General features: G+C 57.4%; 20 protein-coding genes. 16 read left to right on the top strand and 4 right to left on the bottom strand.

Annotated features, from left to right (window positions below; translation table 11 throughout):
- The first annotated feature begins 1 nt into the window (after nucleotide 1).
- From otnK to JFU37_RS26175, 6 genes are all read left to right on the top strand, one after another.
- Nucleotides 2–1,276, top strand: coding sequence for a 3-oxo-tetronate kinase (gene otnK, locus JFU37_RS26200; RefSeq protein WP_201119935.1), 1,275 nt, complete (start codon nucleotides 2–4; stop codon nucleotides 1,274–1,276).
- 54 nt (nucleotides 1,277–1,330) lie between these two features.
- Nucleotides 1,331–2,125, top strand: coding sequence for a hydroxypyruvate isomerase family protein (locus JFU37_RS26195; protein ID WP_201119934.1), 795 nt, complete (start codon nucleotides 1,331–1,333; stop codon nucleotides 2,123–2,125).
- A gap of 116 nt (nucleotides 2,126–2,241) precedes the next feature.
- Nucleotides 2,242–2,937: a fumarylacetoacetate hydrolase family protein gene (locus JFU37_RS26190; protein WP_201119933.1), complete on the top strand. Its 696-nt coding sequence runs from the start codon at nucleotides 2,242–2,244 to the stop codon at nucleotides 2,935–2,937.
- 58 nt (nucleotides 2,938–2,995) lie between these two features.
- Nucleotides 2,996–3,904, top strand: coding sequence for a helix-turn-helix transcriptional regulator (locus JFU37_RS26185; protein WP_201119932.1), 909 nt, complete (start codon nucleotides 2,996–2,998; stop codon nucleotides 3,902–3,904).
- A gap of 549 nt (nucleotides 3,905–4,453) precedes the next feature.
- Nucleotides 4,454–5,731, top strand: a complete 1,278-nt coding sequence (gene oxlT / locus JFU37_RS26180; protein WP_201119931.1) for an oxalate/formate MFS antiporter — start codon at nucleotides 4,454–4,456, stop codon at nucleotides 5,729–5,731.
- 16 nt (nucleotides 5,732–5,747) lie between these two features.
- Entirely contained in the window at nucleotides 5,748–7,337 is a 1,590-nt protein-coding gene (locus tag JFU37_RS26175) for a gamma-glutamyltransferase family protein (protein WP_201119930.1), read from the top strand.
- 89 nt (nucleotides 7,338–7,426) lie between these two features.
- Here the strand turns inward: JFU37_RS26175 and JFU37_RS26170 are convergent, their stop codons facing one another.
- Nucleotides 7,427–8,320 carry a LysR substrate-binding domain-containing protein gene (locus JFU37_RS26170; RefSeq protein ID WP_201119929.1) on the bottom strand — a complete coding sequence of 298 codons (894 nt, stop codon included), beginning with the start codon at nucleotides 8,318–8,320 and terminating at the stop codon, nucleotides 7,427–7,429.
- A 132-nt stretch (nucleotides 8,321–8,452) separates the two neighbouring features.
- On the opposite strand from JFU37_RS26170, the gene phnA reads away from it, so the two are divergent.
- The 4 genes from phnA to JFU37_RS31165 all read left to right on the top strand — a co-directional run bounded on the left by phnA (nucleotide 8,453) and on the right by JFU37_RS31165 (nucleotide 11,767).
- Nucleotides 8,453–9,700: a phosphonoacetate hydrolase gene (phnA, locus tag JFU37_RS26165; protein ID WP_201119928.1), complete on the top strand. Its 1,248-nt coding sequence runs from the start codon at nucleotides 8,453–8,455 to the stop codon at nucleotides 9,698–9,700.
- 202 nt (nucleotides 9,701–9,902) lie between these two features.
- Complete coding sequence (locus JFU37_RS31380; RefSeq protein WP_201119927.1) at nucleotides 9,903–10,253, top strand: alkaline phosphatase family protein; 351 nt, start codon at nucleotides 9,903–9,905, stop codon at nucleotides 10,251–10,253.
- Nucleotides 10,254–10,372: 119 nt separating this feature from the next.
- Entirely contained in the window at nucleotides 10,373–10,507 is a 135-nt protein-coding gene (locus JFU37_RS31075; protein WP_274609962.1) for a hypothetical protein, read from the top strand.
- A 6-nt stretch (nucleotides 10,508–10,513) separates the two neighbouring features.
- The gene (locus JFU37_RS31165; protein WP_342214994.1) at nucleotides 10,514–11,767 is read left to right on the top strand and encodes an ATP-binding cassette domain-containing protein; all 1,254 of its coding nucleotides are present in this window, start codon (nucleotides 10,514–10,516) and stop codon (nucleotides 11,765–11,767) included.
- A 49-nt stretch (nucleotides 11,768–11,816) separates the two neighbouring features.
- Here the strand turns inward: JFU37_RS31165 and JFU37_RS26150 are convergent, their stop codons facing one another.
- The 3 genes from JFU37_RS26150 to JFU37_RS26140 all read right to left on the bottom strand — a co-directional run bounded on the left by JFU37_RS26150 (nucleotide 11,817) and on the right by JFU37_RS26140 (nucleotide 16,150).
- Nucleotides 11,817–13,397, bottom strand: a complete 1,581-nt coding sequence (locus JFU37_RS26150; protein ID WP_201119925.1) for an aldehyde dehydrogenase (NADP(+)) — start codon at nucleotides 13,395–13,397, stop codon at nucleotides 11,817–11,819.
- Nucleotides 13,398–13,476: 79 nt separating this feature from the next.
- Nucleotides 13,477–15,024 (bottom strand): UxaA family hydrolase, encoded by a 1,548-nt coding sequence (locus JFU37_RS26145; protein WP_201119924.1) that lies wholly within the window; start codon nucleotides 15,022–15,024, stop codon nucleotides 13,477–13,479.
- A gap of 166 nt (nucleotides 15,025–15,190) precedes the next feature.
- Nucleotides 15,191–16,150 (bottom strand): LysR family transcriptional regulator, encoded by a 960-nt coding sequence (locus tag JFU37_RS26140; RefSeq protein WP_201119923.1) that lies wholly within the window; start codon nucleotides 16,148–16,150, stop codon nucleotides 15,191–15,193.
- 121 nt (nucleotides 16,151–16,271) lie between these two features.
- Between JFU37_RS26140 and JFU37_RS26135 the strand changes: the two genes are divergently transcribed.
- The 6 genes from JFU37_RS26135 (at nucleotide 16,272) to JFU37_RS26110 (ending at nucleotide 24,615) form a co-directional block, all read left to right on the top strand.
- Nucleotides 16,272–17,468: a fumarylacetoacetate hydrolase family protein gene (locus JFU37_RS26135; protein ID WP_201119922.1), complete on the top strand. Its 1,197-nt coding sequence runs from the start codon at nucleotides 16,272–16,274 to the stop codon at nucleotides 17,466–17,468.
- Nucleotides 17,469–17,541: 73 nt separating this feature from the next.
- Nucleotides 17,542–18,888, top strand: a complete 1,347-nt coding sequence (locus JFU37_RS26130) for an MFS transporter (RefSeq protein ID WP_201119921.1) — start codon at nucleotides 17,542–17,544, stop codon at nucleotides 18,886–18,888.
- Between the two features lie 468 nt (nucleotides 18,889–19,356).
- Nucleotides 19,357–20,937: an ABC transporter substrate-binding protein gene (locus JFU37_RS26125; protein WP_201119920.1), complete on the top strand. Its 1,581-nt coding sequence runs from the start codon at nucleotides 19,357–19,359 to the stop codon at nucleotides 20,935–20,937.
- 84 nt (nucleotides 20,938–21,021) lie between these two features.
- Nucleotides 21,022–21,963 (top strand): ABC transporter permease, encoded by a 942-nt coding sequence (locus tag JFU37_RS26120; protein WP_201119919.1) that lies wholly within the window; start codon nucleotides 21,022–21,024, stop codon nucleotides 21,961–21,963.
- Nucleotides 21,964–21,974: 11 nt separating this feature from the next.
- Entirely contained in the window at nucleotides 21,975–22,955 is a 981-nt protein-coding gene (locus tag JFU37_RS26115; RefSeq protein ID WP_201119918.1) for an ABC transporter permease, read from the top strand.
- Between the two features lie 4 nt (nucleotides 22,956–22,959).
- Nucleotides 22,960–24,615, top strand: coding sequence for a dipeptide ABC transporter ATP-binding protein (locus JFU37_RS26110; protein WP_201119917.1), 1,656 nt, complete (start codon nucleotides 22,960–22,962; stop codon nucleotides 24,613–24,615).
- Nucleotides 24,616–24,670 lie beyond the last annotated feature (55 nt).

Here is a 24,670-nt window from a genome sequence, read left to right as displayed (position 1 = left end):
GATGTTATTAGGCGTAATTGCAGACGACTTCACTGGAGCCAGTGACATTGCAGTCACCTTGGCAAAGGGCCTGCCTGGCCAGGGTGGCCTGAAAACCGCGCAGTTTCTTGGAGTGCCTGATCAACCGGCTCCAAACGATATCGAAGCGGGAGTGGTGGCTTTGAAAAGCCGCTCTATCCCTGCGGCACAAGCCATTGAGCAATCTCTGATGGCCTGCCGCTGGCTGAAGGAACAAGGCTGCCAGCAGATTCTTTTCAAATACTGTTCGACCTTCGACTCTACCCCAGCTGGCAACATCGGTCCGGTCGCGGAAGCCTTGGCATTGGAGTTAGGTGCTGAAGCTGTTGTCGTCTGCCCATCGTTTCCTTCCATGGGCCGCACCCTGTACCAGGGCCATTTGTTCGTTAATGGCAAGTTGTTAAGCGAGTCGGGCATGCAAAATCATCCGGTAACGCCGATGACCGATCCGGATATTCGAAGGGTGCTTCAAGCTCAAAGCCAGGCCCCTACCGGTTTTATTGCCTGGCAGGTGGTACGCCAAGGCAGTGATGCGCTCGAAGCTGCGTTTGACGCCTCCCGCAAAAATGGAGAACGGCTGACGGTGGTCGATGCCATCGAAGACGAAGACCTGGTGGTTATCGGCAAGGCCTGTCGTTCTGCTCCCCTGCTCACCGGCGGATCAGGTATTGCCCGTGGACTCCCACGTAATTTCATCGACCAAGGCTTAGCGGCCGGAATCGAGCTGGGTGATGTTCAGGTCAAAGGGGGCGAAGCCATTTTGGTCGGTAGTTGCTCCGGGGCGACACTTGAACAGATCGCACAGCATGGGCTTGACCATCCAATATTGATGATCACCGTCAAAGATGTCCTGGAGGGCAGCATCAACGCCATTCATCTGGTTAGCTTCGTACTCGAACACCTTGGGCAATCACCGCTGGTTTACTCCTCCGGCGAGCCCGAAGAGGTCAAGGCCATCCAGCAGAAATATGGCCAGGAAATCGTTTCTGCTGCATTGGATGAGCTATTTGGAGAGGCCGCACGGTTGCTCGTCCAGTATGGCGTGCGCCGAATTGTAGTCGGTGGCGGAGAAACGTCGGGAGCTGTCGTGAGCGCATTAAAACTAGGGGCTCTGACGATCGGGGCCGAAATCGATATCGGTGTGCCTGCCCTCCTCTCCAGCGGCAGCGATCCTGTAGCCCTGGCACTCAAATCTGGCAATTTCGGCTCGAAAGATTTCTTTGCCAAAGCGGTGAAACACCTGGGCGGAAACTCCTGACGAACGTCAGTTGCTCACACGCCCTATCCGTCTCGTTGCACCTGAGGTACCGACATGACCCAGAATAATAAGACGCGGTTTTGCGCAAATCTGAAGTGGCTGTTCACCGAGCAACCGTTTCTGGACCGGTTTGCAGCCGCTTCCAAGGCTGGTTTCGAGGCAGTGGAATACGCTTCGCCGTATGAGTACTCGGCAACTGAGTTGCGCTCACGTCTGAATGACAATGGCCTGAAACAGGTGTTGATCAATACCCCGGTGGGCGCCCCTGGCACCGCTACTGCTTCAGGCTCTGCCTGCCTGAAAGGATACGAAGAGCAAAGTCGTACAGGCCTCAAGCGTGCCTTCGAATATGCCAGCGCGCTGGATTGCCCAATGGTACACCTGATGGCCGGCATCCTGCCTCAGGGGGAAGACCGTGACGATGCTTTCAAGCGATATGTAGACCACGTCGCCTGGGCTGCCGAATTAGCCCGTGACGCCAAGATCAAGCTGGTATTGGAAGCCCTCAATCAGCGCGATGTTCCTGGCTTCATCGTCCAGACACAGGAGCAATCCGCATCAGTTGTGCAGACGGTGGGCAGCGAGCATGTCGGGCTGTTATTCGACATCTATCACTGCCAGGTTAGCCAAGGTGACATTGCCACTCGCCTCAAAGAGCTGATGCCATTGATTGCCCACGTTCAGGTCGCGGACCCACCACTGCGCTCCGAACCTGGTTTGGGCGAGATCAACTGGGATTACGTTTTCAATCACCTGCTTGAACTGGGATATGACGGCTGGATCGGTTGCGAATACCGGCCGCTCAATGGAACCGAAGCTGGCCTCGGCTGGCGTACGCGTTTCGCCTGACCCCCCCAGAAAAAGGTCCTTATCAATGTGAGGTGCAAAATGTGCGTAGCAAAGTCCAACTTTTCGTCAGTGCTCTTTGTCAGACTCAGACTTGCTCTCATACAGAGGAAGACACGATGACACAGTATGTATTTACCCCAGCCGAAACCCCTTCACTCGCTGTCCAGGGCGAGGAATCCCGCTTTCCTGTCCGTCGCGTTTTTTGTGTGGGTCGCAACTACAGTGAACACGCCCGGGAAATGGGACACGACCCCGATCGTGAGCCTCCGTTTTTTTTCATGAAGCCCGCTGATGCTGTGGTTGCTGCCCAGGGAACCATCGCCTATCCGCCTCTGACTGCAGACTTGCACCATGAAGTCGAGCTGGTGGTAGCCATCGGCAAGGATGGCGCAGATATATCTCCCGAGGCTGCACTTGATTACGTCTGGGGATATGGCGTTGGTGTCGATCTGACCCGTCGGGATATTCAAGCTCAGGCGAAAAAGATGGGGCGTCCTTGGGAATGGGCCAAGGCCTTCGACCAGTCTGCTCCGTGCACCGCTTTACAACCTGTGAGCGCAGTTGGTCACCCTGCTAAAGGGCAGGTATGGCTCAAGGTAAATGGCGAGCAGCGGCAAGTTGGCGATCTCGCGGATCAAATCTGGGCAGTCAGTGATGTGATCAGCTATGCGTCAAAATCCGTAGCGCTCAAGGCTGGCGATCTCATCTTCACCGGAACGCCGGCAGGCGTAGGAGCGTTGCAGCTGGGGGATATAGTCAACGCAGGTATCGAAGGTATCGGTGAACTGAGTTTCACTGTCGGTAAACGTTGAGCTTGGCGTGCCGGTCGTTGCTGATTAAAGTGCGGTATATGCATTGAGAGAAGCGCATATGCCTTCAAGCACACGCATACTGACGTACGGGATGCAGCAACGCAGCGATCGGCACGACTTTTACATCCGTGACAAGCGGGGGCGAGCCGCACTGACCAGCCCGCATCGGCACGAATATTTCCAGATCCAGATCAATCTGGGTGGTGACACCGTGCAACATATCGGCGGAGCGGTACGTCCCTTTCCCAGGAAAGCGATGGCTTTCATCCTCCCGCATCGTCTTCATCTGATACCTCACCCTGACGACGGCGATTTCGTTCTCATCAACTTCAGCCAGGAGTTTTTCCTGCCTCAATTGAAGTGTGATCCTTTAGATTTGGAAGACATACCCATTGGGCATGCTCCCGAGCTTTCGCCGTTTCGGTTTCAGGAACATATCGACTTCATACTTGAGGATGGTGCATTCGATGAAGTGAGAACCTTGTTGGAGCACATGCGGGTATTAGATCTAAACAGAGAGTTTGGAGTACGAGAAAGACTCAAAGGTTATTTATTCCAGATCGTTGGCCTTGTATGCCAACACTTCTCCGAGCCGCTTCAAGCCCTTGTTGCCAGCAATGCTACCCATCGAGGTCGAAAGGATGCTGTTAATCGAGTGCGAACCTACATCCGTAACCATATACACGATCCATCACTTGGTTTGAAGGAGGCTGCTGCTGCGGCATTTCTATCCCCAAACTATCTCACGCATTTATTGCGCAAGGAGACCGGAAAACCATTCTCGCAACTAGTTCTCGACCGAAGGATGCAGTTAGCCCGCACCTTGCTACTTAACAGCCAACAGCCGATAGGCCAAATAGCACACGGTTGTGGGTTTGCCGATGAAGCTTATTTTTCGCGTTGTTTCCGCAAGGAGCACGGTCTCGCACCGGGACAATTTCGCCGCGCTCATCAGACTGCCAATTGATCGCCGGTGCGCTGATTCTATTCAACGTGCGATTCCGAGTATCAATAGAAGCAGGTTTAATAAGCCAAAGCTATATAACCAAATCCCTAAGAGGCCAAAAAGCGCGCATATCCCTGGTGCATTCTCCAGGATTCGCCTTCCTGTGTAATCCGCGCAGGTCTTGCGTATATTCCCCTACTCCTCTGAGACTCGAACAAAAAGTACCAAAATGGTGCAAGACAAAACACTTCGCACCACCAGCCAGCTTAAAAAAATTCGACAGAAAATCATATTTTCTCTCTTGTCCGTTTAGCGACAGACAACGACCTCCTAGCGATAGACGCCCATCATATCGCCGTGCAATTCTAGGATCATTAATAAATGATTTTATTAAATCATATAGTTACTTTCTATTTTTTCGAACCTCTACGAAAAGAATAAGCCGTGCCTGTTTATAACTAAACACCACATTAATTTAACAGTTTTCTTATACGCCGCAACAAATCATAATTTCTGGCACGCCACTTGCTCTCTATCATCGTGATATTAACGTAGTTGCGAGCACCCCTTATGAGCAGAGAACAGATATTAGTAGAGAGCGCCCAGGTTAAGCCATTCAGCGCACGCGGGTATCAACTCGTGGTTGGCATTATTTGTATGATGGCGATATCCAGCCCGCAATATGTCTGGACGCTTTTCACCGGCCCGCTGACCGCGAAACTGGGTGTTTCGCTGGCACAGGTTCAAATAACCTTTTCATTATTGATTATCCTGCAAACCTTCTTTTCGCCTGTACAAGGTTACTTGGTCGATCGCTTTGGCATTCGCACGCTAGTGGGCTTTGGCTGTGCACTATCCGGACTGAGCTGGGTACTGGCCAGCCAAGCCTCGTCGCTGAGCATGCTTTACCTGAGCTACGGCGTGGTCGGCGGCCTGGGTACCGGGATCGTTTATGTCGGGATCGTCGGCCTGATGGTGCGCTGGTTCCCGGATCGCCGCGGTCTCGCCGCCGGCGCAGTGGCTGCCGGGTATGGCATGGGAGCGATGATCACCACCTTCCCTATTAGCAACAGTCTGCAAAATGTCGGCATGGAAGCCACAATGCTGACCTTCGGTCTGGCGCTGGGCGTTGTGGGGTTTGTGGCATCGCGCTTTCTGCGCCAGCCCCCGACATCGCAGAGCATTGATTCTCTGCCGGAAATGAAACAAACCGTGGTCGATGTGCCGCCGCGAGAAGTACTCAAGACTCCAGTGTTTTGGCTAATGTTCGCCATGTTCACAATGATGTCGACGTCAGGCCTGATGGTCACTTCGCAAATGGCCAGTTTCGCCAAGGACTTCGGAATGACCACCGTGATGGTCCTGGGCATGGCCGCCTTGCCACTGGCCTTGACCATCGACCGCGTCTGCAATGGCCTGACACGCCCGTTGTTCGGCTGGATCTCCGATCGCTATGGCCGCGAGAACACCATGGCTTTCGCGTTTCTTTTCGAAGGTATCGCCATGACCCTGTGGCTGCTGACCAGCGATAACCCGGTGCTGTTCGTCCTGCTCTCTGGCGTCGTATTCCTGGGCTGGGGCGAAATATTTTCGCTGTTCCCTTCGACTCTGACCGACACGTTCGGCACTCGTCACGCCACAACCAACTATGGGTTCCTGTACATGGCACAAGGGATCGGTTCGATTTTTGGTGGCCCGGTCGCCGCGCTGCTGCACCAAAGTACCGATAGCTGGTACCCGGTGTTCGCCGTTGCCATCAGTTTCGACATCACTACTGCCCTACTCGCCTTTTTCGTGCTCAAACGAATGCGTGCCAATTGGATCGCCAAGCACTCGCTGAAATCTTGATAACAAGGAAAATCATATGTTGAACACTACACTTGCTGCACGCGGCATTGCCGTAGCCCCCCATAGTCTGGCGGCACAATCAGCCTTGGCTGTATTGCGCGAAGGTGGCAACGCCATCGAAGCCATGGTCGCCGCGGCTGCCACGATCGCCGTGGTCTACCCGCACATGAACAGCCTGGGGGGAGACGGTTTCTGGCTGATCGTACCCGCGCAAGGCGCGCCACTCGCGATCGACGCCAGCGGCCCAGCCGGCAGCCTGGCGACCCTCGCCCGCTATGATGGTATGAGCAAGATCCCGACACGCGGTGCCGACGCGGCACTCACTGTCGCGGGCACCGTTGGCGGCTGGCAGGAAGCACTGGCCATTGCGACTGAGTTGGGTGGACAAACCCCATTGCCACGCCTGCTGGAGGATGCCATCCACTATGCCAGCGCCGGGATTCCCACCACCCCGTCTCAGCACCTGGCCACTTCCAGCAAACAAGCCGAACTGAGAGGCATCCCGGGATTTGCCGAAACCTTTCTGCATGACGGCACCGCGCCTGAAGCCGGCAGCCTGTTCAAACAGCCGCGCCTGGCAGTCACTTTGCGCACCCTGGCCGAAACAGGCCTGGACAGCTTCTACCGAGGGGCGCTGGGCGACTCCATTGCCCGTGACCTGAACGCAGTGGGTTCACCGGTCACTCGCGAGGACCTGGCCAACTACCGTGCCCAGCGCGTGGTCCCCCTGGAGTTGGCTCACAGCGCCGGCACCGTCTACAACCTGACACCGCCCAGCCAAGGGCTGGTATCGCAATTGATCCTGGGCATTGCCGACCATGCCGGTCTGAATGACTTCGCTGCGGACGGGGCCGACCATGTCCATACCCTGGTCGAAGCCACCAAATTGGCGTTTGCTGTACGCGACGCCCATATCACCGACCCTGAACACATGACGATCAACCCGCAAAGCTGCCTCAGTCCAGCCTATCTGCAAGCATTCGCGGCACAAATCAACCCGAAAAAAGCCGCACCCTGGGGCGAAGGCAAAGGCCCCGGCGATACCATCTGGATGGGTGTAATCGATAACGACGGGCTGGCGGTGTCGTTCATCCAGAGCATCTATCACGAGTTCGGCAGCGGTATCGTGCTGCCGGAATCGGGCCTGAACTGGCAGAACCGCGGAGCCTCGTTCAGCCTGGATCCGCAACACCTCTTGAGCCTGAAACCGGGGAAAAAACCTTTCCATACCCTCAACCCTGCTGCGGCACGCCTGAAGGATGGACGCACTTTGGTTTACGGCACCATGGGCGGCGACGGCCAACCGCAGACGCAGGCCGCCGTGTTCAGTCGATATGCCATATTCGGTCAGCCGTTGCAGCAAGCCGTGACGGCGCCGCGCTGGTTGCTGGGGCGCACGTGGGGTGAAAGTTCCGACACGCTGAAAATGGAGTCACGCTTCGACGACAAGGTACTGAATGTACTCAGGGGCCGAGGGCACGAAATTGAAGTATTGGGTCCGTTCTCTGAAACCATGGGCCACGCGGGTGCGGCGGTTCGGCTGGTAAACGGATCATTTGAAGGTGCATTTGACCCGAGGGGAAATGGAGCGGCTGCCGGGTACTGACGACGGGACGGCGGATTGGCTAACGGCTGCGATTCATGCAATCACCTTCAGCCAGTCCGCTATACCTTCCCTGCACTCGCAAGGGCAACTCACTTAACGCCTTCGATGTTCCCCTGTTCCAGCAACCAGGTCTCGAACTTTCGATGAATCACCGTCTTGGGCACGCCGGCTGGGGTCAAGCTGTAATACCGACGGCTGGGTGTGCGGATGTCGGGAAACGGCAACACCAACCGACCGACATTGACGTCATGTTCAAGCGTGGGCATGGGGCCAATACCCAGGCCAAGACCATCAATCAGCGCGGTGTAAGTCACATAGAAGTGATCGAAACGCTGACGCTCGGAAGAGCCGTGTTCGGTTGAACCTGCCGAGTTCAACCACTGCTGCCAATCCCCAGGTCGCGTTTCGGTCTCCAGCAGCAGATGCTCACGCAAATCCGGCAGTGAATTTAGAGGTACACGTGCTAGCAAGCTTGGAGCCGCTACCACTGTAAGCCATTCATCCAGGAAGGCCTGGGCGCTGAAATGGTCAGTTTGTGGCGAGCCACGACGAATCGCCAGGTCAAAGCTGCCCGCCAGAGAGATTTGCTGGGTGGTGGCGGTTTGCACTTGAATCAACATACCGGGGTGGCGTTCGTGGAAGTCATTCAAGCGCGGGATCAGCCAGCGCATGGCAAAGGTCGCGGGAGCGCTGACGCGCAGCAACATACTGGCGCTGCCTTTACCGTAGCGTTGCGCCGCGTCGTTGATTCGCTCGAACGCTTCACTCACCTCCAGCGCGAAGGCCAGCGCATGGGAAGTGGGCGCCATGCGCTGCCCTGCGCGCTCGAACAGTTTCTGCCCCAGCCAGTCTTCAAGGGTCTGAATTTGCCGACTGACTGCGCCATGAGTGACATTCAATTCTTCGGCTGCGGCGCTATAGCTACCTGCACGGCAGGCAGCGAGAAAGGCCTTGAGGGCAGGCAATGGCGGAATTCGGGTCATGGAGGTTCCTAAGTCATAGCGCACACCTGTGAATATAACTCACACACAGGTGTAAAAGCAGCACGGCATGATCCTTATTGGCACAGTAAGGTACTCAGCACTACCCCCCTCGTGAAGCCTGCTGAGTCATCTATGAACAACTCGATAACGCTGCACCAACGCCAGTACGCCATTCCGACCCAACCGGTGGTGGTTGTCTGCATCGATGGCTGCGACCCGGAATACATCACACAAGGCATCGCCGATGGCGTTTGCCCGACCATTGCTCATTTTCATACCCATGGCTTTGCCAGCACGGCCGACTGTGTGATGCCGTCATTCACCAATCCCAACAACGTCTCGATCGTTACTGGCGCGGCACCTGAAGTACACGGTATCGCCGGCAACTATTCCCTGGACCGGGAGACCGGCAAGGAAATCATGATGACTGACGCCAGCCTTTTGCGAGGCGAGACGTTGCTGGCGCTGCTGTCGGAGGCAGGCGTTGCAGTGGCTGCGGTCACGGCCAAGGACAAACTGCGCAAAGTACTCGGCCACAACCTGAAGGGCATCTGCTTCTCTTCAGAAAAAGCGGGCACCTGCACCCTTGAGGGACACGGCATCGATGACGTCCTGGCACTCGTAGGCCGTCCGCTACCCGATATGTACTCCGGTGATCTGTCTCTCTTCGTGCTGGATGCGGGCCTTGCACTGTTAAAGCAAAAACGGGCACAAGTATTGTACTTGTCATTGTCCGATTATATTCAGCACAAGTTTGCGCCAGGCACTAAGGAATCCAACGAATTCCTTAAAGCCATCGATGATCGCCTACAAGCCTTTATCGATGAAGGAGCTATTGTTGGCTGCATCGCCGATCATGGGATGTCAGATAAAAACAACACGGCCGGCACACCGAACGTAATCTTCCTGCAAGACAAACTGGAAGAGCGATTTGGTGCTGCAAGTGCGCGCGTCATTTGCCCGATCACTGACCCCTTTGTTCGTCACCATGGCGCACTGGGCTCATTTGTTCGAGTGTATGCCAAAGACCCCGCCAACATCGAGCCGATGATCGATTACATCAGTGGCTTGTCGGGTATCGAAGACACTTTAAATCGCCATCAGGCAGCAGTAAAACTCGGCCTTCCGGAGGATCGCGAGGCTGATATCGTGGTCATTTCGAGCGAATCCTGCGTCCTCGGCTCCTGCACCAGCGAGCATGATCTCTCGACCGTAGGCGACCGCCCGCTGCGCTCCCACGGCGGTTATTCCGAGCAGTCGGTACCGTTCATGCTGTCTCATCCGATTAACGAACATTACCGACAATTTGCAGCTTCAATACGCCTACGTAACTTCGATATATTCGACTTTGCACTCAATGGTGTGCAGCACATCGATTAACAACATCACAAAGCGACACAAAATCAGCGTTAAATTATTTACCGAACGCAAATGATAATGAGCGAAGCCTTAATAAAAAAGGACTTCGCTTTTTCTGCTGAAACAAACTTATAGAAAATTAAATTAAGTAACTGTCACACACCTGAAATATTAAAAAGCGATGATTTTTCATATGAAAAATATATAACGCTGCATCCTCATTATGTGTGACAGTCTGCGTCGAGACTTAATACTTCCCGACAGCAGCCCGACCCTTACCGCACTAGCAAAAGAGGCGTCCTGGTTTGCTGACGCCCGTGCGGTATTTCCTTCCACCACCCGCGTTAGTTCAGCCTCTATAGCAACTGGTTGCCATCCCGGCCGACATGGTTTGCTGGGCAACAAGATGATCCTTGAAGAAGCGCAGGGTTTGCGCTGCCACAACGTCGGAGAACCGATTTTCCGCGATCATCTGCAATGCACCACGGGCCGCACACTGCTTGTAGTACTGGTCAATATCGCCACCGCCGTCCTCCACCTGTGGCTTGACCCACGCCTTGCACGCAATCATTAAATAGGAATCAGCTATGTCCGGGCCCCTGCTGTCCATCCGTGATCTGAGCATTCGTTACGGCAACAAAACGGTGGTAAACCACATTTCCTTCGATATCCATCCCGGCGAAGTGCCTGGGGGTGATCGGCGAGTCCGGCAGCGGCAAGTCGTTGACCGCCCTGGCTGCGCTGGGTTTGTTGCCGGATTCTCCGCAGGTTGCTGGTGCCCTGCGCTATCGCGATATGGACCTGGCACAGATGGACGCCAACGGCTAGCGCAAAATTCGGGGTCGCGAAATAGCGATCATCTTCCAAGATCCCATGACTTCACTCAATCCATTGATGACCCTCGGTGCACAAATCATCGAAGCGATGCCGGTCGAGCAGAAACTCAGCCGCGAAGAACGCAAGCAGCTTGCTATACAGCTGCTGAGTGAAGTGGGCTTGCCTGAACTTTCGCGTCAACTCACACGGTTTCCATTCGAGCTGTCGGGTGGCCAACAGCAACGAGCGATGATTGCCATGTCGCTGGCCATGGCCGATCGGGTCGCGGTGATGTGCAATGGTGATCTGTTGGAGCAAGGCACGGCCCAGGCGATTCTCAACGATCCGCAGCATGACTATACGCGCACACTGACCACCGCCCATAGGCGCCGGTTGTCCGGTGGCAGGCAGAAATACAACGTGGAAGGTCTACCACTGCCTGCGGTGAGTCTGGCCGGAGTCAGCGTCGATTACGGTAACGGCCGCCACCGCAAACGGGTGCTGCATGACATTGATCTGCAAGTGCCGGCAGGCAGCACACTGGGTATCGCCGGAGAGTCAGGGTCCGGCAAAAGCACCCTGGCCAAGGCCATCATGGGGTTGATCACGCCCAGCACAGGCAGTATTGAAGTGTGCCGGATCGACCCGGCCAATCCGCCCGCTCGCGAAGAGTTTGCGCGGACCTGCCAGTACATTTTTCAGGACACCGCTGGCAGCCTCAATCCTCGCCACAATATCTTGCAGGCGTTACTCGAAGCCGTGCAGATTCATCAGCGCGGCACGCTTGCGCTCATCAGCGACTTACCGTCGTATTGTGCCGATTTGCTTAACGATGTCGGCCTGAATAAAGAGATATTGCAGCGCTACCCCCATCAACTGTCAGGTGGCCAACGACAACGCGTAGTGATTGCTCGGGCTCTGGCGCTGGCGCCCAAGGTATTGGTCTGTGATGAACCGGTGTCGGCACTTGATGCGACGGTACGCAATCAAATTCTCGACCTGATTATGGACATCAAACGAAGACGCAACCTGACCCTGATTTTCATCGGCCACGATCTTGCGGTGATGGAAGATTTAGCCGACCGGTTAGTCGTTATGCAGCATGGCCGCATCGTAGAACAGGGCGACGCACACGCGCTGTTCAGTGCACCACGCTCGGCTTACACCCGGGAATTGTTGAAGGCTAGTCATTTGTCGCGTAATCAAACGCAATTCACGCACACGCCGGCATCGGGAATGAAAACAGCACCCGGTTATCTGATGGGTGTCTGAAATTGAGCGAAGAGCCCATGACAGGCTCTTCGCGTTTGAACCGGGAATCTTACTGGCTAACGCCGACGGACTGCCCATTGACCAGGCGTGAGATTCCCAGAGGGTTGGCATCTTTCAAGGCATCGGGCAGCAATGTATCCGGGAAGTTCTGGAAGCACACTGGCCGCAGGAAACGGTCGATGGCCAGGGTGCCCACCGAGGTGCCGCGCGCATCGGAGGTCGCCGGATACGGCCCGCCATGCACCATCGAATCGCAGACTTCCACACCGGTCGGATAACCGTTGAGCAGGATCCGCCCAACCTTCTGCTCCAGCAACGCCGTCAGCTCGCCGAACTGCGCGAAATCCGCCGGTTCGCCAATGATGGTCGCCGTCAACTGGCCGTGCAGGCCGTTCAACGCGGCACTGAGTTGCGCCTGATCGGCCACTTCGACGACCACCGTGGTCGGGCCAAACACTTCTTCCTGCAACACTTCATCGCCATTGAGCAGCAGGCTGACATCGGCCTTGAACAGTTGCGGCTGGGCCTGATTGCCTTGTTGCGGGCTACCGGCCAGATGCTCGATGCCCGGATGAGCAAGCAGTTTTTGCAGACCTTCGCCGTAACTGCCCAAGGTCCCGGCGTTGAGCATGGTTTGCGCCGGTTGATCCCCCATCAGCCCGGCCACCTGCTGCACGAATGCGCTGAACTGCGGCGAACGAAGGCCGATTACCAGACCCGGATTGGTGCAGAACTGACCGCAGCCCTGAACCACCGACGCCGTCAGGTCGCGGGCGACGGTTTCTGCCCGAGCGTCCAGCGCCTGCGGCAAAACAATCACCGGGTTGATGCTCGACATCTCGGCGAACACCGGGATTGGCTGTGGACGTGTTGCTGCCATGTCGCACAACGCTCGGCCACCCTTGAGCGAACCGGTAAAGCCGACCGCCTGAATCGCCGGGTGCTTGACCAACGCCCCGCCAACCCCGCCGCCGTAGATCATGTTGAACACACCGGCCGGCATGCCGGTTTTTTCGGCGGCACGGATGATTGCATCGGCGACCAGTTCGGCGGTGGCCATGTGGCCGCTGTGGGCCTTGAATACCACCGGACAACCAGCGGCCAGCGCCGACGCGGTGTCGCCACCGGCGGTGGAAAATGCCAGGGGAAAGTTACTGGCGCCAAACACGGCAACCGGTCCGAGGCCGATGCGGTACTGACGCAGGTCCGGACGCGGCAGAGGTTTGCGCTCAGGCAGTGCCTGATCGATGCGCGCCCCATAGAAATCACCGCGACGCAGCACCTTGGCGAACAAACGCATCTGGCCGCTGGTGCGGCCGCGCTCGCCTTGAATGCGTGCGGCGGGTAACGCCGTTTCGCGGCAGACCAGCGCGACAAAGTCATCGCCAAGGGCGTCCAGTTCGTCGGCGATGGCGTCGAGGAACTCGGCACGTTTGGCTGCGCTCAGGCTGCGGTAGACCGGATAGGCACCAGCGGCCGCCAATGCGGCACGGTCGACCTCTTCAAAAGTGGCCTGGTGGAAACTGTAAGGCAGTTGTTCGCCCGTGCTGGCATCAACACTTTTGACGATGATGGTGCCGGCAGCGGCGCGCTGACCGCCGATGTAGTTATGGCCGATAATCGTGAACATTGTGGCTCCAGAAAGGGGTGTTCGAATCCCCTTTGCGGGGATGTCGGGGCATTAAGGAAGGAGAACAGGCACCGTCAATTCAGGTGACGGCACCGATCTGCCATGGCACGAATTCGTTCTGACCGTAACCGTGCTGCTCGCTCATGCTGCGTTCGCCCGAAGCGATGCGCAGCATGAGCTTGAAGATGGCTTCACCGCATTCTTCGATGGACATGGTGTCTTCAGCGATCTCGCCGCAGTTGATGTCCATATCCTCGCGCTGGCGGTTCCACAGCGCTGTATTGGTCGCAAGTTTGATCGACGGAGAGGGAGCACACCCATAGGCAGAGCCACGTCCTGTGGTGAAGGCAATCAGGTTGGCGCCACCAGCCACCTGACCTGTGGCCGATACCGGGTCGTAACCAGGGGTGTCCATGAACACCAAACCTTTCGCGCTAACCACTTGGGCATACTCATAAACATCGACCAGGTTGCTGGAACCTGCTTTGGCGACGGCGCCCAGTGACTTTTCAAGGATGGTGGTCAACCCACCGACCTTGTTGCCAGCCGATGGGTTGTTGTTGAGTTCTGCGCCCATGCGTTCGCAGTACGCCTCCCACCAATGGATTCGTGCGATGAGTTTTTCGCCCACCTCGCGGTTGACCGCTCGGCGGGTCAACAGGTGTTCGGCACCATAGATTTCCGGAGTTTCGGAAAGGATGGCCGTACCGCCACAGGCGACCAGGCGGTCCACTGCATTGCCCAGGGCAGGGTTGGCCGTGATACCTGAATAACCATCCGAGCCGCCACATTGCAACCCTATGATCAGGTGTTTGGCACTGACGGGTTCGCGCTTGACCTGGTTGGCCTCCTCAAGCAATTCCTTGACCTGGGCAATGCCGCTGGCAATGGCTTTAGAGGTGCCGCCGCTGTCCTGAATGCTGAAGGTGCGCAGTGTATTGCTCCTGCTCAGACCCTGGGTGCTGAGTAACCCTTCGATCTGGTTGGTTTCGCAGCCCAGTCCGATCACCAGCACCGAGGCGAAGTTGGCATGAGTTGCGTAGCCTGCCAATGTTCGGCGCAACAGCGCCAGGCCTTCGCCTGCGGAGTCCATGGCGCAACCGGCAGAATGGGTCAGCGCGACCACGCCATCGACTGCCGGGTACGCCAGTAACGCGCCAGGGTTAATGTCCCGTCGGAAGTGGTCGGCAATGGCGCGGGCCACGGTGGCCGAGCAATTCACAGAGGTCAGGATACCGATGTAATTTCGCGTAGCCACACGACCATCCGGGCGCACGATACCCATGAACACAGGCTCATCGTTCAAGGGCTTGTCGGGTTTCACATCGAGGCTGAAGGCATAGTCGCGGGCGAAATCGCCCATGGTCAGGTTGTGCACATGCACGTGATCACCCGCCTCGATAACCTCGGTCGCAAATCCGATGATCTGCCCATAACGACGCAAGGGTTGGCCCGCCTCGACACGGCGTGAGGCAATCTTGTGACCGGCGGGCACCGGTTGGCGCACGGTTACGCCTTCCTGTTCGAGTACTTCACCCGACAACAACGGCCGGCGGGCGATCAAGACATCGTCCAGAGGATTGAGGCGCAGGACGGCGGCTGCACCGGTTTTCATAATCAATTCCATCGGAAACTCTCTGGCTATGAGCGTGGGAGGTCGCTGGCGAACGGGCCGCGCCATACCTTTGTTGCTGCACTATAAGAGTCACCGGACAGTGCTGCCTAATGAGACCTTTGGATTGATCGATAACTTTTTCTCATTTGTTCCGGCGATATTCACTGAAACATCGTCCTCATCTGTCGCCAGCTTCCCGTCGCAGCCTGGCGAACTCCAGCAAGGTATCGGCAAATTCGCGGGCAGCTTCGCTCAGCGGTTCATCCTTGCGCGTGATGATGCCGTAGTCCTGAGGCTCGACTTTGAACGGCGTGTTGAGCACTTTGAGCAAGCCACTCTGAACCTGCGACTGGACCATGGATTCGGGCAACAGAGCGAGCATCGGTCCCGATTGCAGGAGTTGCAGAAAGGTTGGCATTGAGATGGTTTCGACCGTGTTGGTAGGCGTGCGCATATTGAATTCGGTGAAAGCGCTTTCCATCCGGCGACGGATGGGGGCGTTGAAGGGATACATGACCCAAGGCCAATCGCTGAGTTGTTCGATTGCCACCTCGTCTAACTGCGCAAGGGGATGGCGACTGTTGACCACCAGGCAAAAGGGCTCAGGCCCTAGCGCACGAAATTCGAACGGTTGCTGATAACGTTCGTCCGTGTAGCGGGCAATGATCAAATCGAGTTTTTTATGCTCAAGCATTTCCAGCAATTGATTACTGGTTTGCTCTATCACTTCGATGGACAGCAGGGGGCGGTCCAGCTTGATCCGGGTGATGGCTTCGGGCAGCACGACTGAGGTCGCGGCGAAAATCGCGCCGACTTTCAAATGGCCATGTCCACCTTTGCGCAGTTTATTGAGTTGATCGACGAATGATTGTGTGTCGTCCAACGTCATCCGGGCATAGCGGACAACGAACTCGCCTAGTTCAGTCAACGCCATGTTGCGGGTTTGCCGTTCAAACAAGGCAAAACCGAACAACAGCTCGATGTCACGCAGCATCTTGCTGATGGCTGGCTGAGTCAGGTTCATCAGCTCGGCGGTGGTATGCATATTGCGGGTCTTGGCCAGCGTGTCGACCAGCATCAGATGCTTGATCTTGAGCCATTTGCTGACGCTGGCGTATGAAATTTCGTCGTTTTCCATAAGGGTGCTCAACCTGGTCGATAACGAAAAGATATCAAATGCTGAGAATATGTCATTGGGATTTATCAACCAAGTCCACTAGTTTTTACCCAGTCGTCACTGAATTGACTTGGATCTCCTTATGCCCACTCTGAAATTAACGCGTGAAAACACCCTTCCGATCGACGGATTGCAAGGCACCCTGATTGGTCGTGCCTGGGTGCCGGGGGAGACAGCAGGCCCATCGCCGGTGGTACTGCGCGCCGATGGTGTGTTTGATTTGTCCCAGGATTTCGCAACGCTGAGCGATCTGCTGGAAAGCGCCTCACCGCTTGAGGCCGTTCGCAGCGCTCGCGGCCGATACATCGGCAGTGTGGAAGAGTTGTTGGCCAATACAGGAGCGGAGTCCGATCCCGCCAGAGCTTTTCTGCTGCCACCGGCGGACCTGCAGGTGATCAAGGCCGCCGGTGTGACGTTTGCCTCCAGCATGATCGAACGCGTAATTGAAGAGCAGGCTGGTGGTGATGCCGCCAAGGCCGAGAGTGTACGCAGCCTTGTCACGGCTGCTATCGGCGACAACCTGCGCTCGATCAAACCCGGCTCGACCGAAGCGGCCCGGCTAAAGGGTGTGTTGATAGAACAAGGTCTTTGGTCGCAATATCTCGAAGTGGGCATCGGCCCTGACGCCGAGATATTCACCAAGGCTCCGGTCCTCGCTTCCGTCGGCAGTGGCAGTGAGATTGGTATTCATCCCAAATCCAAATGGAACAACCCTGAGCCGGAAATCGTACTGGCGGTTAACAGCCGTGGCCAGGTACACGGCGCTACCTTGGGCAACGACGTCAACCTGCGCGACTTCGAAGGCCGTAGCGCATTACTGCTGAGCAAGGCCAAGGACAACAATGCGTCTTGCGCCATCGGTCCGTTCATTCGCCTGTTCGACGAAGGCTTCTCTCTGGATGATGTGCGCCGCTGCGTGGTCGACCTCGACGTCGTGGGTGATGACGGTTTCATTCTGCGCGGAACCAGTTCGATGGAGCAGATCAGTCGCGACCCGTTGGAGTTGGTGGCCCAGACCGTGGGCAGTGATCACCAGTACCCGGACGGCTTCATGCTGTTCCTCGGCACGCTGTTCGCCCCGACGCAAGATCGTGAAGAGCCGGGCAGTGGCTTCACCCACAAACAGGGCGATAGCGTCAGTATCGGCAGTCCGCTGTTGGGCGTTCTGCACAACCGCGTTACCACCAGCAATGAAGCCACACCATGGACGTTCGGCCTGCGTGCATTGATGGGCAACCTGGCCGTTCGCGGTCTGGTGGCAGGTAAATCGCTCCACTGATTTACCTCTGCCAGAGGTCCTGGCAGATAAAACACAGTGGTCGCTGGACATCTAATAACAAGGTACAAAAACGATGACCAAACATACAACAAGATCAAAGCATGCCGCAGCTATTGAGAGCGCTCTCGCCAAGTGTCGCTGGAAGCTGTTGCCGTTCCTCGCATTGATGTTCGCCCTGGCGATGATCGATCGCTCCAACGTTGGCTTCGCCAAGGCGGCCCTGCAAACCGATATCGGTTTGAGCAATGCCGCCTTCGCTCTGGGGGCCGGCATTTTCTTCATTGGTTATGCGATCTTCGAAGTCCCAAGCAACCTCATGTTGCACCGGGTCGGTGCTAGAGTCTGGCTCAGCCGGATCATGATCACCTGGGGGCTGGTATCAGCAGCCATGATGTTCACCCGGGATGAAACAACGTTTTACGTGCTGCGTTTTCTGCTCGGAGTGGCGGAAGCGGGGTTTTCCCCAGGTGTCATCCTGTATCTGACTTACTGGTTTCCGGCCCAACGTCGCGGTCAGGCCATCGGGATCTATTATTTTGGCCTGCCATTGGCCTTGATGTTAGGCAGCCCGTTGTCTGGTTGGTTGTTGGAAATGCATGGCATGTTCAACCTGACCAACTGGCAATGGATGTTCCTGGTTGAAGGCCTGGCCGCTGTCATCGTGGGAATCATTGCGCTGTTCTACCTCAAGAGTAAGCCACAGGACGCCAACTGGCTTACCCAAGAGGAGAAAGCCGCGCTGAGCCAGGAGCTCAAGGCTGAAGACAAGCTCAAGCTTGCCCATGGACCGAATAGCCTGCTGGGGCTGGTTAGCAACAAGCGAGTGCTGAAGTTCATCCTGATCTATTTCAGCGTTCAGGTCAGTGTGTACGGGGTCATCTTTTATTTGCCGACGCGCATCGCGGAGCTGTTGGGTACCACTGTCGGTTTCAAGGTGGGCATGTTCATCTCGATACCCTGGCTGTGCGCCGCAATCGCCATGTATTTTGTGACGCGTTATGCCGACCGGCATGGGTCGCACCTGAAGATGGCGATGTGCATGCTGAGCATGGCAGCGCTGGGCATTGCCGCCTCGGCGTTGCTCAATAGTTTTGCTCCGGTATTGCTGGCTTTCTGCTTTGCAGCCGCCGGTTTCGTGACCGTTCAACCGTTGTTCTGGACGCTTCCGACCAGTTACTTGGGTGGCGTCGCTGCTGCAGGCGGTATTGCTCTGATTGGCTCCATGGGAAATATCGGTGGCTTCGTTGCACCGATGCTCAAGGCCAATATGGAGATTTGGTTTACCGACCCTCGCGCTGGGATGTTGTCACTGTCGGCCGCCGGGCTGGTAGGGGTTTATCTGCTATGGACGTTGCGCGTGACGAAGGCACAACCGCAGGGAAATCAGGGCCGGGCGGGAGGGGTAGCGAGTCATACCTAAGCACCATCGCCCTCTTGAAAAAAGCTCTCGAAACAAACCTTTAAAAAAGCCAAAGCCCTCAGGGGCTTTGGCTTTTTTTGTGTCGTTTTGAAGTCTCGTACTCTCACGACAGCGCGCTCATTTTCTCCGACTTCGCTCGCTACCGTGACGAGCGCTTTTCAAATAGGTACCCGGCAAAGTGCCTGCCGTCGATTGCGAATAGCACACCCCAGGAATGTGCAACATTTTGAACCTGACTATGCACCATCTTCGCGCTCGAGTGCCCGCTTTTGGCCTCTGGTGCCCTGTTCATTGACGTCACCTCATGAGCCAACGCCTTACAGTTGCCCATACGCGTGGGTTCCATGCGTTGGCACGCTTCATGCCTCGATTAATAAGTAATTTACAATAGTTGCAAGTTGCAAATAAAAAGCATCACCGGATGGCACAGAGTTCGAATCATTTTTTCTGACATTTTACGAGGTGGGCATGATGAAGCGCTGGATGAAAATGTGTGTAGCGGGAGCGCTGGTGGCGAGCGCAGCAACGATGGTGTACGCGCAGGATGACTCCAAGGTGTTGCGCATCGTGCCCCAAGCGGACTTGAAGATCCTTGACCCGATTTGGACCACGTCGTTCATCACGCGCAACCACGGTTATATGGTCTATGACACATTGTTCGGAGTGGACGCCGAGGGCTCGGTGCAACCGGAGATGGTCGACAGTTACACGACCTCGCCGGACGCCAAAACCTGGACGTTCACGCTGCGCAAGGATCTGGCTTTTAGCGACGGTAAACCGGTCACCTCGGCGGACGTCATCGCGTCGATCACGCGCTGGGGCAAGCGCGACGTGTTCGGGCAGAAGCTGCTCGCGGCAATGGCATCCTTCGACGCAATCGATACCAAGACGTTCCGCATCACCTTGAACCAAGCGTTCCCGATGATCCTCGAGGCGCTCGGCAAGCCGTCCGGCAGCGCCGCGTTCATTATGCCGAAGCAGGTCGCCGATACCCCGCCGGACCAGCAGATTACCGACTACACCGGCTCCGGCCCCTTCATCCTCAAGCTTGACGAGTATCGCCCGGGCGCGAAGATCGTCTACCTCAAGAACCCGAACTATGTGCCGCGCAATGAACCGGCTTCGGGCACGGCCGGCGGCAAGCATGTCTATGTCGACCGGGTCGAATGGCTCGTCCTCAAGGACGCCCAGACCCAGGCCAATGCGATTGCGAACGGCGAAGTGGACATGATCGAATGGATGCCCGCCGAGCAGTACGCGGCGTTCAAAAGCAATCCCAAGCTGGAGCTGGTAAAACCGACTCCCGCCGCGCTGGTCGACTTACACCTGAATCATCTGGTGCCGCCATTCAACAACCCGAAGATCGCCCGGGCCGCCGTCATGGCGATCAACCAGGAAGCGCTGATGCGGGCTCAGTTGGTCAACAAGGACCTGTACCGCAGCTGTCTCTCGATTTACCCCTGCGATTCGGCGCTGGCGTCGAGCGAAACTGCCTACTTCAACGGAAAGCCGCAGTTCGCGGCAGCTCAGGCGTTGCTCAAGGAAGCAGGCTATGACGGCAAGCCGGTGGTACTGCTGTATCCGGCCGACTTCGCCGTACTCAACAAATTCCCGCCGGTCATGGCGCAACTGCTGAAGCAGGCCGGCTTCAATGTCGACATGCAAGCGATGGACTGGAACACGCTGGTAACGCGCCGCACCAGCAAGGCGCCGTCCGACCAGGGTGGCTGGAATCTGTTCATGACCGCGTGGGTACCCGGCGACACGATGAACCCGATGTATTTTGCACCGCTGACAGGTAATGGCGAGAAAGGCTGGTTCGGTTGGCCAACTGACAACGAGCTCGAACGACTTAAGGCCGAATTCACGGTCGCCACCGATGCGGCACAGCGCAAGACAATCGCTGCGGCGATCCAGCAGGAAACGTTCGAGAGCGCACTCTTTGCGCCGCTGGGTAACTTCGATTTGTATTCGGTGATCCGCAAGGGCGTGGTGAGCGGCGTCGTGAAGGCCCCGGTCAACGTGTTCTGGAACATCCAGAAAATTTAAGTACGACCGCGGCGGCGGCGGGCCGTCGCCGCCTTGCGGGGTATCGCCTCCGTCATTTGTCAACCGGCCTGGGAGCAAAACGAAATGCTTTTCTTTCTTTTCCGGCGCGTGCTATCGACGCTGCCGGTCCTAGTCATTGTCGGTCTCATCGTGTTCATGATTCTGCGCCTGACGCCGGGCGATCCGGCTGCAGCCCTGGTCGGCGACAACGGCACCAGCGCCGACATCGCGCTGGTGCGCGCTAACCTCGGGCTGGACCAGCCACTACCGGTGCAGTTTTTCAATTGGAGCAGCCAGATCCTGCAAGGCAATCTTGGCGAGTCGTACTACATGAAACAGCCGGTGACCAGCTTGATCGCGCATCGCATCGAGCCAACCCTGGCCTTATCGGCGCTGACGCTGGTGCTCACGCTGTTGCTCGCGGTGCCCCTCGGCGTGATCGCCGCCTGGCGCCACGGCGGCTGGCTGGACCGGATGCTGATGGGATTTTCGGTCATGGGGTTTTCGGTACCGTCATTCGTGGTCGGCTACATCCTCATCTGGGCCGTCGCCTTGCATGCGCAACTGCTTCCGGTACAGGGATATGCCTACTTGAGCGACGGCGTCGGTCCCTGGCTGGCGCACCTGATCCTGCCTGCGATCACGCTATCGATCGTCTACCTTGCGCTGATTGCCCGCGTCACCCGCGCAGCCGTCGCCGAAGCGCTGACCGAAGACTACATCCGCACCGCCCGCGCCAAAGGTATCTCCGAGATACGTGTGCTGATCCGCCATGCCCTGGCCAATGCCGCAGTACCGATCGTCACAGTGATCGGCATTGGCGTCGGCTTGCTGATTGGTGGCGTGGTGGTCACTGAAACCGTGTACGCCATCCCAGGACTCGGGCAACTGACGGTTGATGCCGTTCTGGCGCGCGATTTCCCGCTGATACAAGGCATCACGCTGCTCTTTTCCGTTGTGTACGTGCTGATCAACCTGCTGGTCGACCTGAGCTACCTGCTGCTCGACCCGCGCATCCGTTATTGAGCGGGGACCCTATGGACATGACCGAAAATCACGCCGAGCTTCACAACCTGATGGCCGTTGCCGCGCCGAGTACCCTCCTGGACAACCTGGACGCAGTGCCGACCACACGCTCGCGTACACCGCTATGGCGCCTCGTCCTGCGCAACTGGTCGGTGCGCCTGGGAGGCAGCGCGCTGCTGCTGCTTGTGCTGGCAGCGCTCGCCGCGCCGTTGCTGGGCACGATCGACCCGACCGCGATGGACCCGTCGAGCGCCAACCTCCTACCCGGCGTGCAAGCCGAATTCACCGACCTGTCCGGCGCGACATTGCAGCACTTCTTCCTGATGGGTACCGACAGCCTGGGACGGGATACCTGGAGCCGGGTCGTCTACGGCGCGCGCGTGTCACTGTCGGTTGGAATCTCGGTGGCACTGCTGGCGCTCGTTTGCGGCGGCCTTGTCGGCGTGGCGGCCGGATATTTCCGCCGCCTCGACGACATCATCATGCGCACGATGGACAGCGTGATGGCGATTCCCAGCATCCTGTTCGCGATCACGCTGATGGCGCTGTGGCGGCCGACCCTGATCACGGTGATCGTCGCCATTACAATTCCTGAAATTCCGCGTGTCGCGCGCCTGGTGCGCTCGATTGTGCTGACCATCCGCGAGGAGCCGTACGTCGAGGCCGCCATCTCGCTGGCTACGCCGACCCTGAAGATTCTGTGGCGTCACATCCTGCCAAATGCGATTGCGCCGCTGATCGTACAGGGCACCTATGTCTGTGCATCCGCGATTCTCGTGGAAGCGATCCTGTCGTTTCTAGGCGTGGGCCTGCCACCGGACATTCCGACCTGGGGCAATGTGATGGCCGATGGCCGCATGCAGTTCAACCAGTACCCACAGACCGTGCTGTTCCCAGGTATCTTCCTGGCGCTGACGGTACTGGCGGTCAACATCATGGGCGACGGATTGCGCGATACGCTCGATCCGAAATTCAACAAGCGAGGAAGCTGAGGCCATGCGCGATACGAATGCAAACACAGACATACCCTCCTCCGCTTGCGCCGCGACCGTCCTCGCTGTCAAGCAGCTGACGATTGCGCTGCCAACCGGCGCCGACCGTTCGCATGCGGTGCACAACATCTCACTCGATGTAAGGCAGGGCGAGATCGTATGCCTGCTGGGCGAATCCGGCTCGGGCAAATCGGTGATCGCGCAGGCGGTGATGGGGCTGTTGCCGGAGACGCTGAAGACGTTGAACGGCGACATCGAACTGCTGGGCGAAAGCGTGCTGACAGCAAGCCCGGTGCGCATCCGCCAAATGCGCGGAGAGAAGATGGCGATGGTTTTCCAGGAGCCGATGACGGCCCTGAACCCGATCATGACCTGCGGCGCCCAAGTCGACGAAATGCTGGCCCAGCACAGCCACACTCGCGCCAACGAGCGTCGCCAGCGCATCCTCGAAATCTTTGAACACGTACAGTTACCGGAACCGGAACGTATCTACGCGTCCTACCCGCATCAGTTGTCGGGCGGGCAGCGCCAACGCATCGTGATCGCGATGGCGCTGATCCTGAAGCCGGCGTTGCTGATCTGCGACGAGCCCACCACGGCGCTCGACGTCACGACCCAAGCCGAGATCCTCAAACTGATCCGTGAATTGCAGACCGAAAGCGGCACCGCAGTGCTGTTCATCACCCATGATTTCGGCGTCGTCGCCGAAATCGCCGACAGGGTCGTCGTGCTGCGGCTGGGCGACATGATTGAGCAGGGTCCCAAAATGCAGGTACTGCAGCAGCCGCGTGAACCCTATACCCGCATGCTGCTGAGCGCCGTCCCCGGGCTGGTGCCACGCGCCCGGCCGCCGGTGCAGAAAGCCTATCCGCTGCTTGAAGCGCGCGCGATCGGCAAGACATATTTGACGGGCTCTTGGCCAGGTCGCAAGCGTGAGGTAAAGGCGGCCAGCGACGTGTCACTGACGGTATTGCCGGGCGAAACGGTGGGCATCGTGGGCGAGTCCGGTTCCGGAAAGTCGACGGTCGCGCGCTGCATTGCGCGGCTGATCGAGCCGACCACCGGCGATATCTTCGCCGATGGTCGATCGGTGGCCAACGCTCGCGGCCGTGACCTGTATCCGTTCCGGCGCAGCGTGCAAGTGGTGTTCCAGGACCCTTACCGCTCGCTCAATCCACGTCAGACCGTGGGCGACTCGATCATCGAAGGACCACTCAATTTCGGCGTGCCGTACGCCCAGGCGTGGCAACGCGCGGAAGAACTGATGACGCTGGTACGCCTCAAACCTGATGCGCTGCACCGCTACCCCAGCGAATTCTCGGGCGGCCAGCGGCAACGGATCTCGATCGCGCGGGCGCTGGCGTGCGATCCGCAAGTGCTGATCGCCGACGAAGCGGTGTCCGCGCTTGATGTCTCGGTCCAGGCGCAAATCCTCGAACTGCTTGACGATATTCAGCGCAGGCTGCGGATCGGCATTCTGTTCATCACGCATGATCTGCGGGTGGCCAGCCAAATCTGCGACCGGGTCATTGTGATGCGGCGCGGCGAGATCGTCGAGGAAGGCTTGATACAGGATGTATTCCTGGCGCCGCGTCATGAATACACGCAGGCGTTGTTGGCGGCGGCACCGGGGCGCGGCTTTTCTTTCGGCACGGCGTAACAAAATGGGGGCAGCGCATGCGCTGCCCCCTACGCCGATGCGCGGCGCTAACCTC

This window comes from Pseudomonas sp. TH41 (assembly GCF_016650695.1).
GTDB lineage: Bacteria > Pseudomonadota > Gammaproteobacteria > Pseudomonadales > Pseudomonadaceae > Aquipseudomonas.
Note: the sequence above shows the minus strand (reverse complement) of the source record. Positions and strands in the feature narration are given on the sequence as shown.

Coding starts and splice junctions, on each gene's coding strand:
- otnK (WP_201119935.1), top strand. CDS start 2: ATGTTATTAGGCGTAATTGCAGACGACTTCACTGGAGCCAGTGACATT.
- JFU37_RS26195 (WP_201119934.1), top strand. CDS start 1,331: ATGACCCAGAATAATAAGACGCGGTTTTGCGCAAATCTGAAGTGGCTG.
- JFU37_RS26190 (WP_201119933.1), top strand. CDS start 2,242: ATGACACAGTATGTATTTACCCCAGCCGAAACCCCTTCACTCGCTGTC.
- JFU37_RS26185 (WP_201119932.1), top strand. CDS start 2,996: ATGCCTTCAAGCACACGCATACTGACGTACGGGATGCAGCAACGCAGC.
- oxlT (WP_201119931.1), top strand. CDS start 4,454: ATGAGCAGAGAACAGATATTAGTAGAGAGCGCCCAGGTTAAGCCATTC.
- JFU37_RS26175 (WP_201119930.1), top strand. CDS start 5,748: ATGTTGAACACTACACTTGCTGCACGCGGCATTGCCGTAGCCCCCCAT.
- JFU37_RS26170 (WP_201119929.1), bottom strand. CDS start 8,320: ATGACCCGAATTCCGCCATTGCCTGCCCTCAAGGCCTTTCTCGCTGCC.
- phnA (WP_201119928.1), top strand. CDS start 8,453: ATGAACAACTCGATAACGCTGCACCAACGCCAGTACGCCATTCCGACC.
- JFU37_RS31380 (WP_201119927.1), top strand. CDS start 9,903: ATGTGTGACAGTCTGCGTCGAGACTTAATACTTCCCGACAGCAGCCCG.
- JFU37_RS26150 (WP_201119925.1), bottom strand. CDS start 13,397: ATGTTCACGATTATCGGCCATAACTACATCGGCGGTCAGCGCGCCGCT.
- JFU37_RS26145 (WP_201119924.1), bottom strand. CDS start 15,024: ATGGAATTGATTATGAAAACCGGTGCAGCCGCCGTCCTGCGCCTCAAT.
- JFU37_RS26140 (WP_201119923.1), bottom strand. CDS start 16,150: ATGGAAAACGACGAAATTTCATACGCCAGCGTCAGCAAATGGCTCAAG.
- JFU37_RS26135 (WP_201119922.1), top strand. CDS start 16,272: ATGCCCACTCTGAAATTAACGCGTGAAAACACCCTTCCGATCGACGGA.
- JFU37_RS26130 (WP_201119921.1), top strand. CDS start 17,542: ATGACCAAACATACAACAAGATCAAAGCATGCCGCAGCTATTGAGAGC.
- JFU37_RS26125 (WP_201119920.1), top strand. CDS start 19,357: ATGATGAAGCGCTGGATGAAAATGTGTGTAGCGGGAGCGCTGGTGGCG.
- JFU37_RS26120 (WP_201119919.1), top strand. CDS start 21,022: ATGCTTTTCTTTCTTTTCCGGCGCGTGCTATCGACGCTGCCGGTCCTA.
- JFU37_RS26115 (WP_201119918.1), top strand. CDS start 21,975: ATGGACATGACCGAAAATCACGCCGAGCTTCACAACCTGATGGCCGTT.
- JFU37_RS26110 (WP_201119917.1), top strand. CDS start 22,960: ATGCGCGATACGAATGCAAACACAGACATACCCTCCTCCGCTTGCGCC.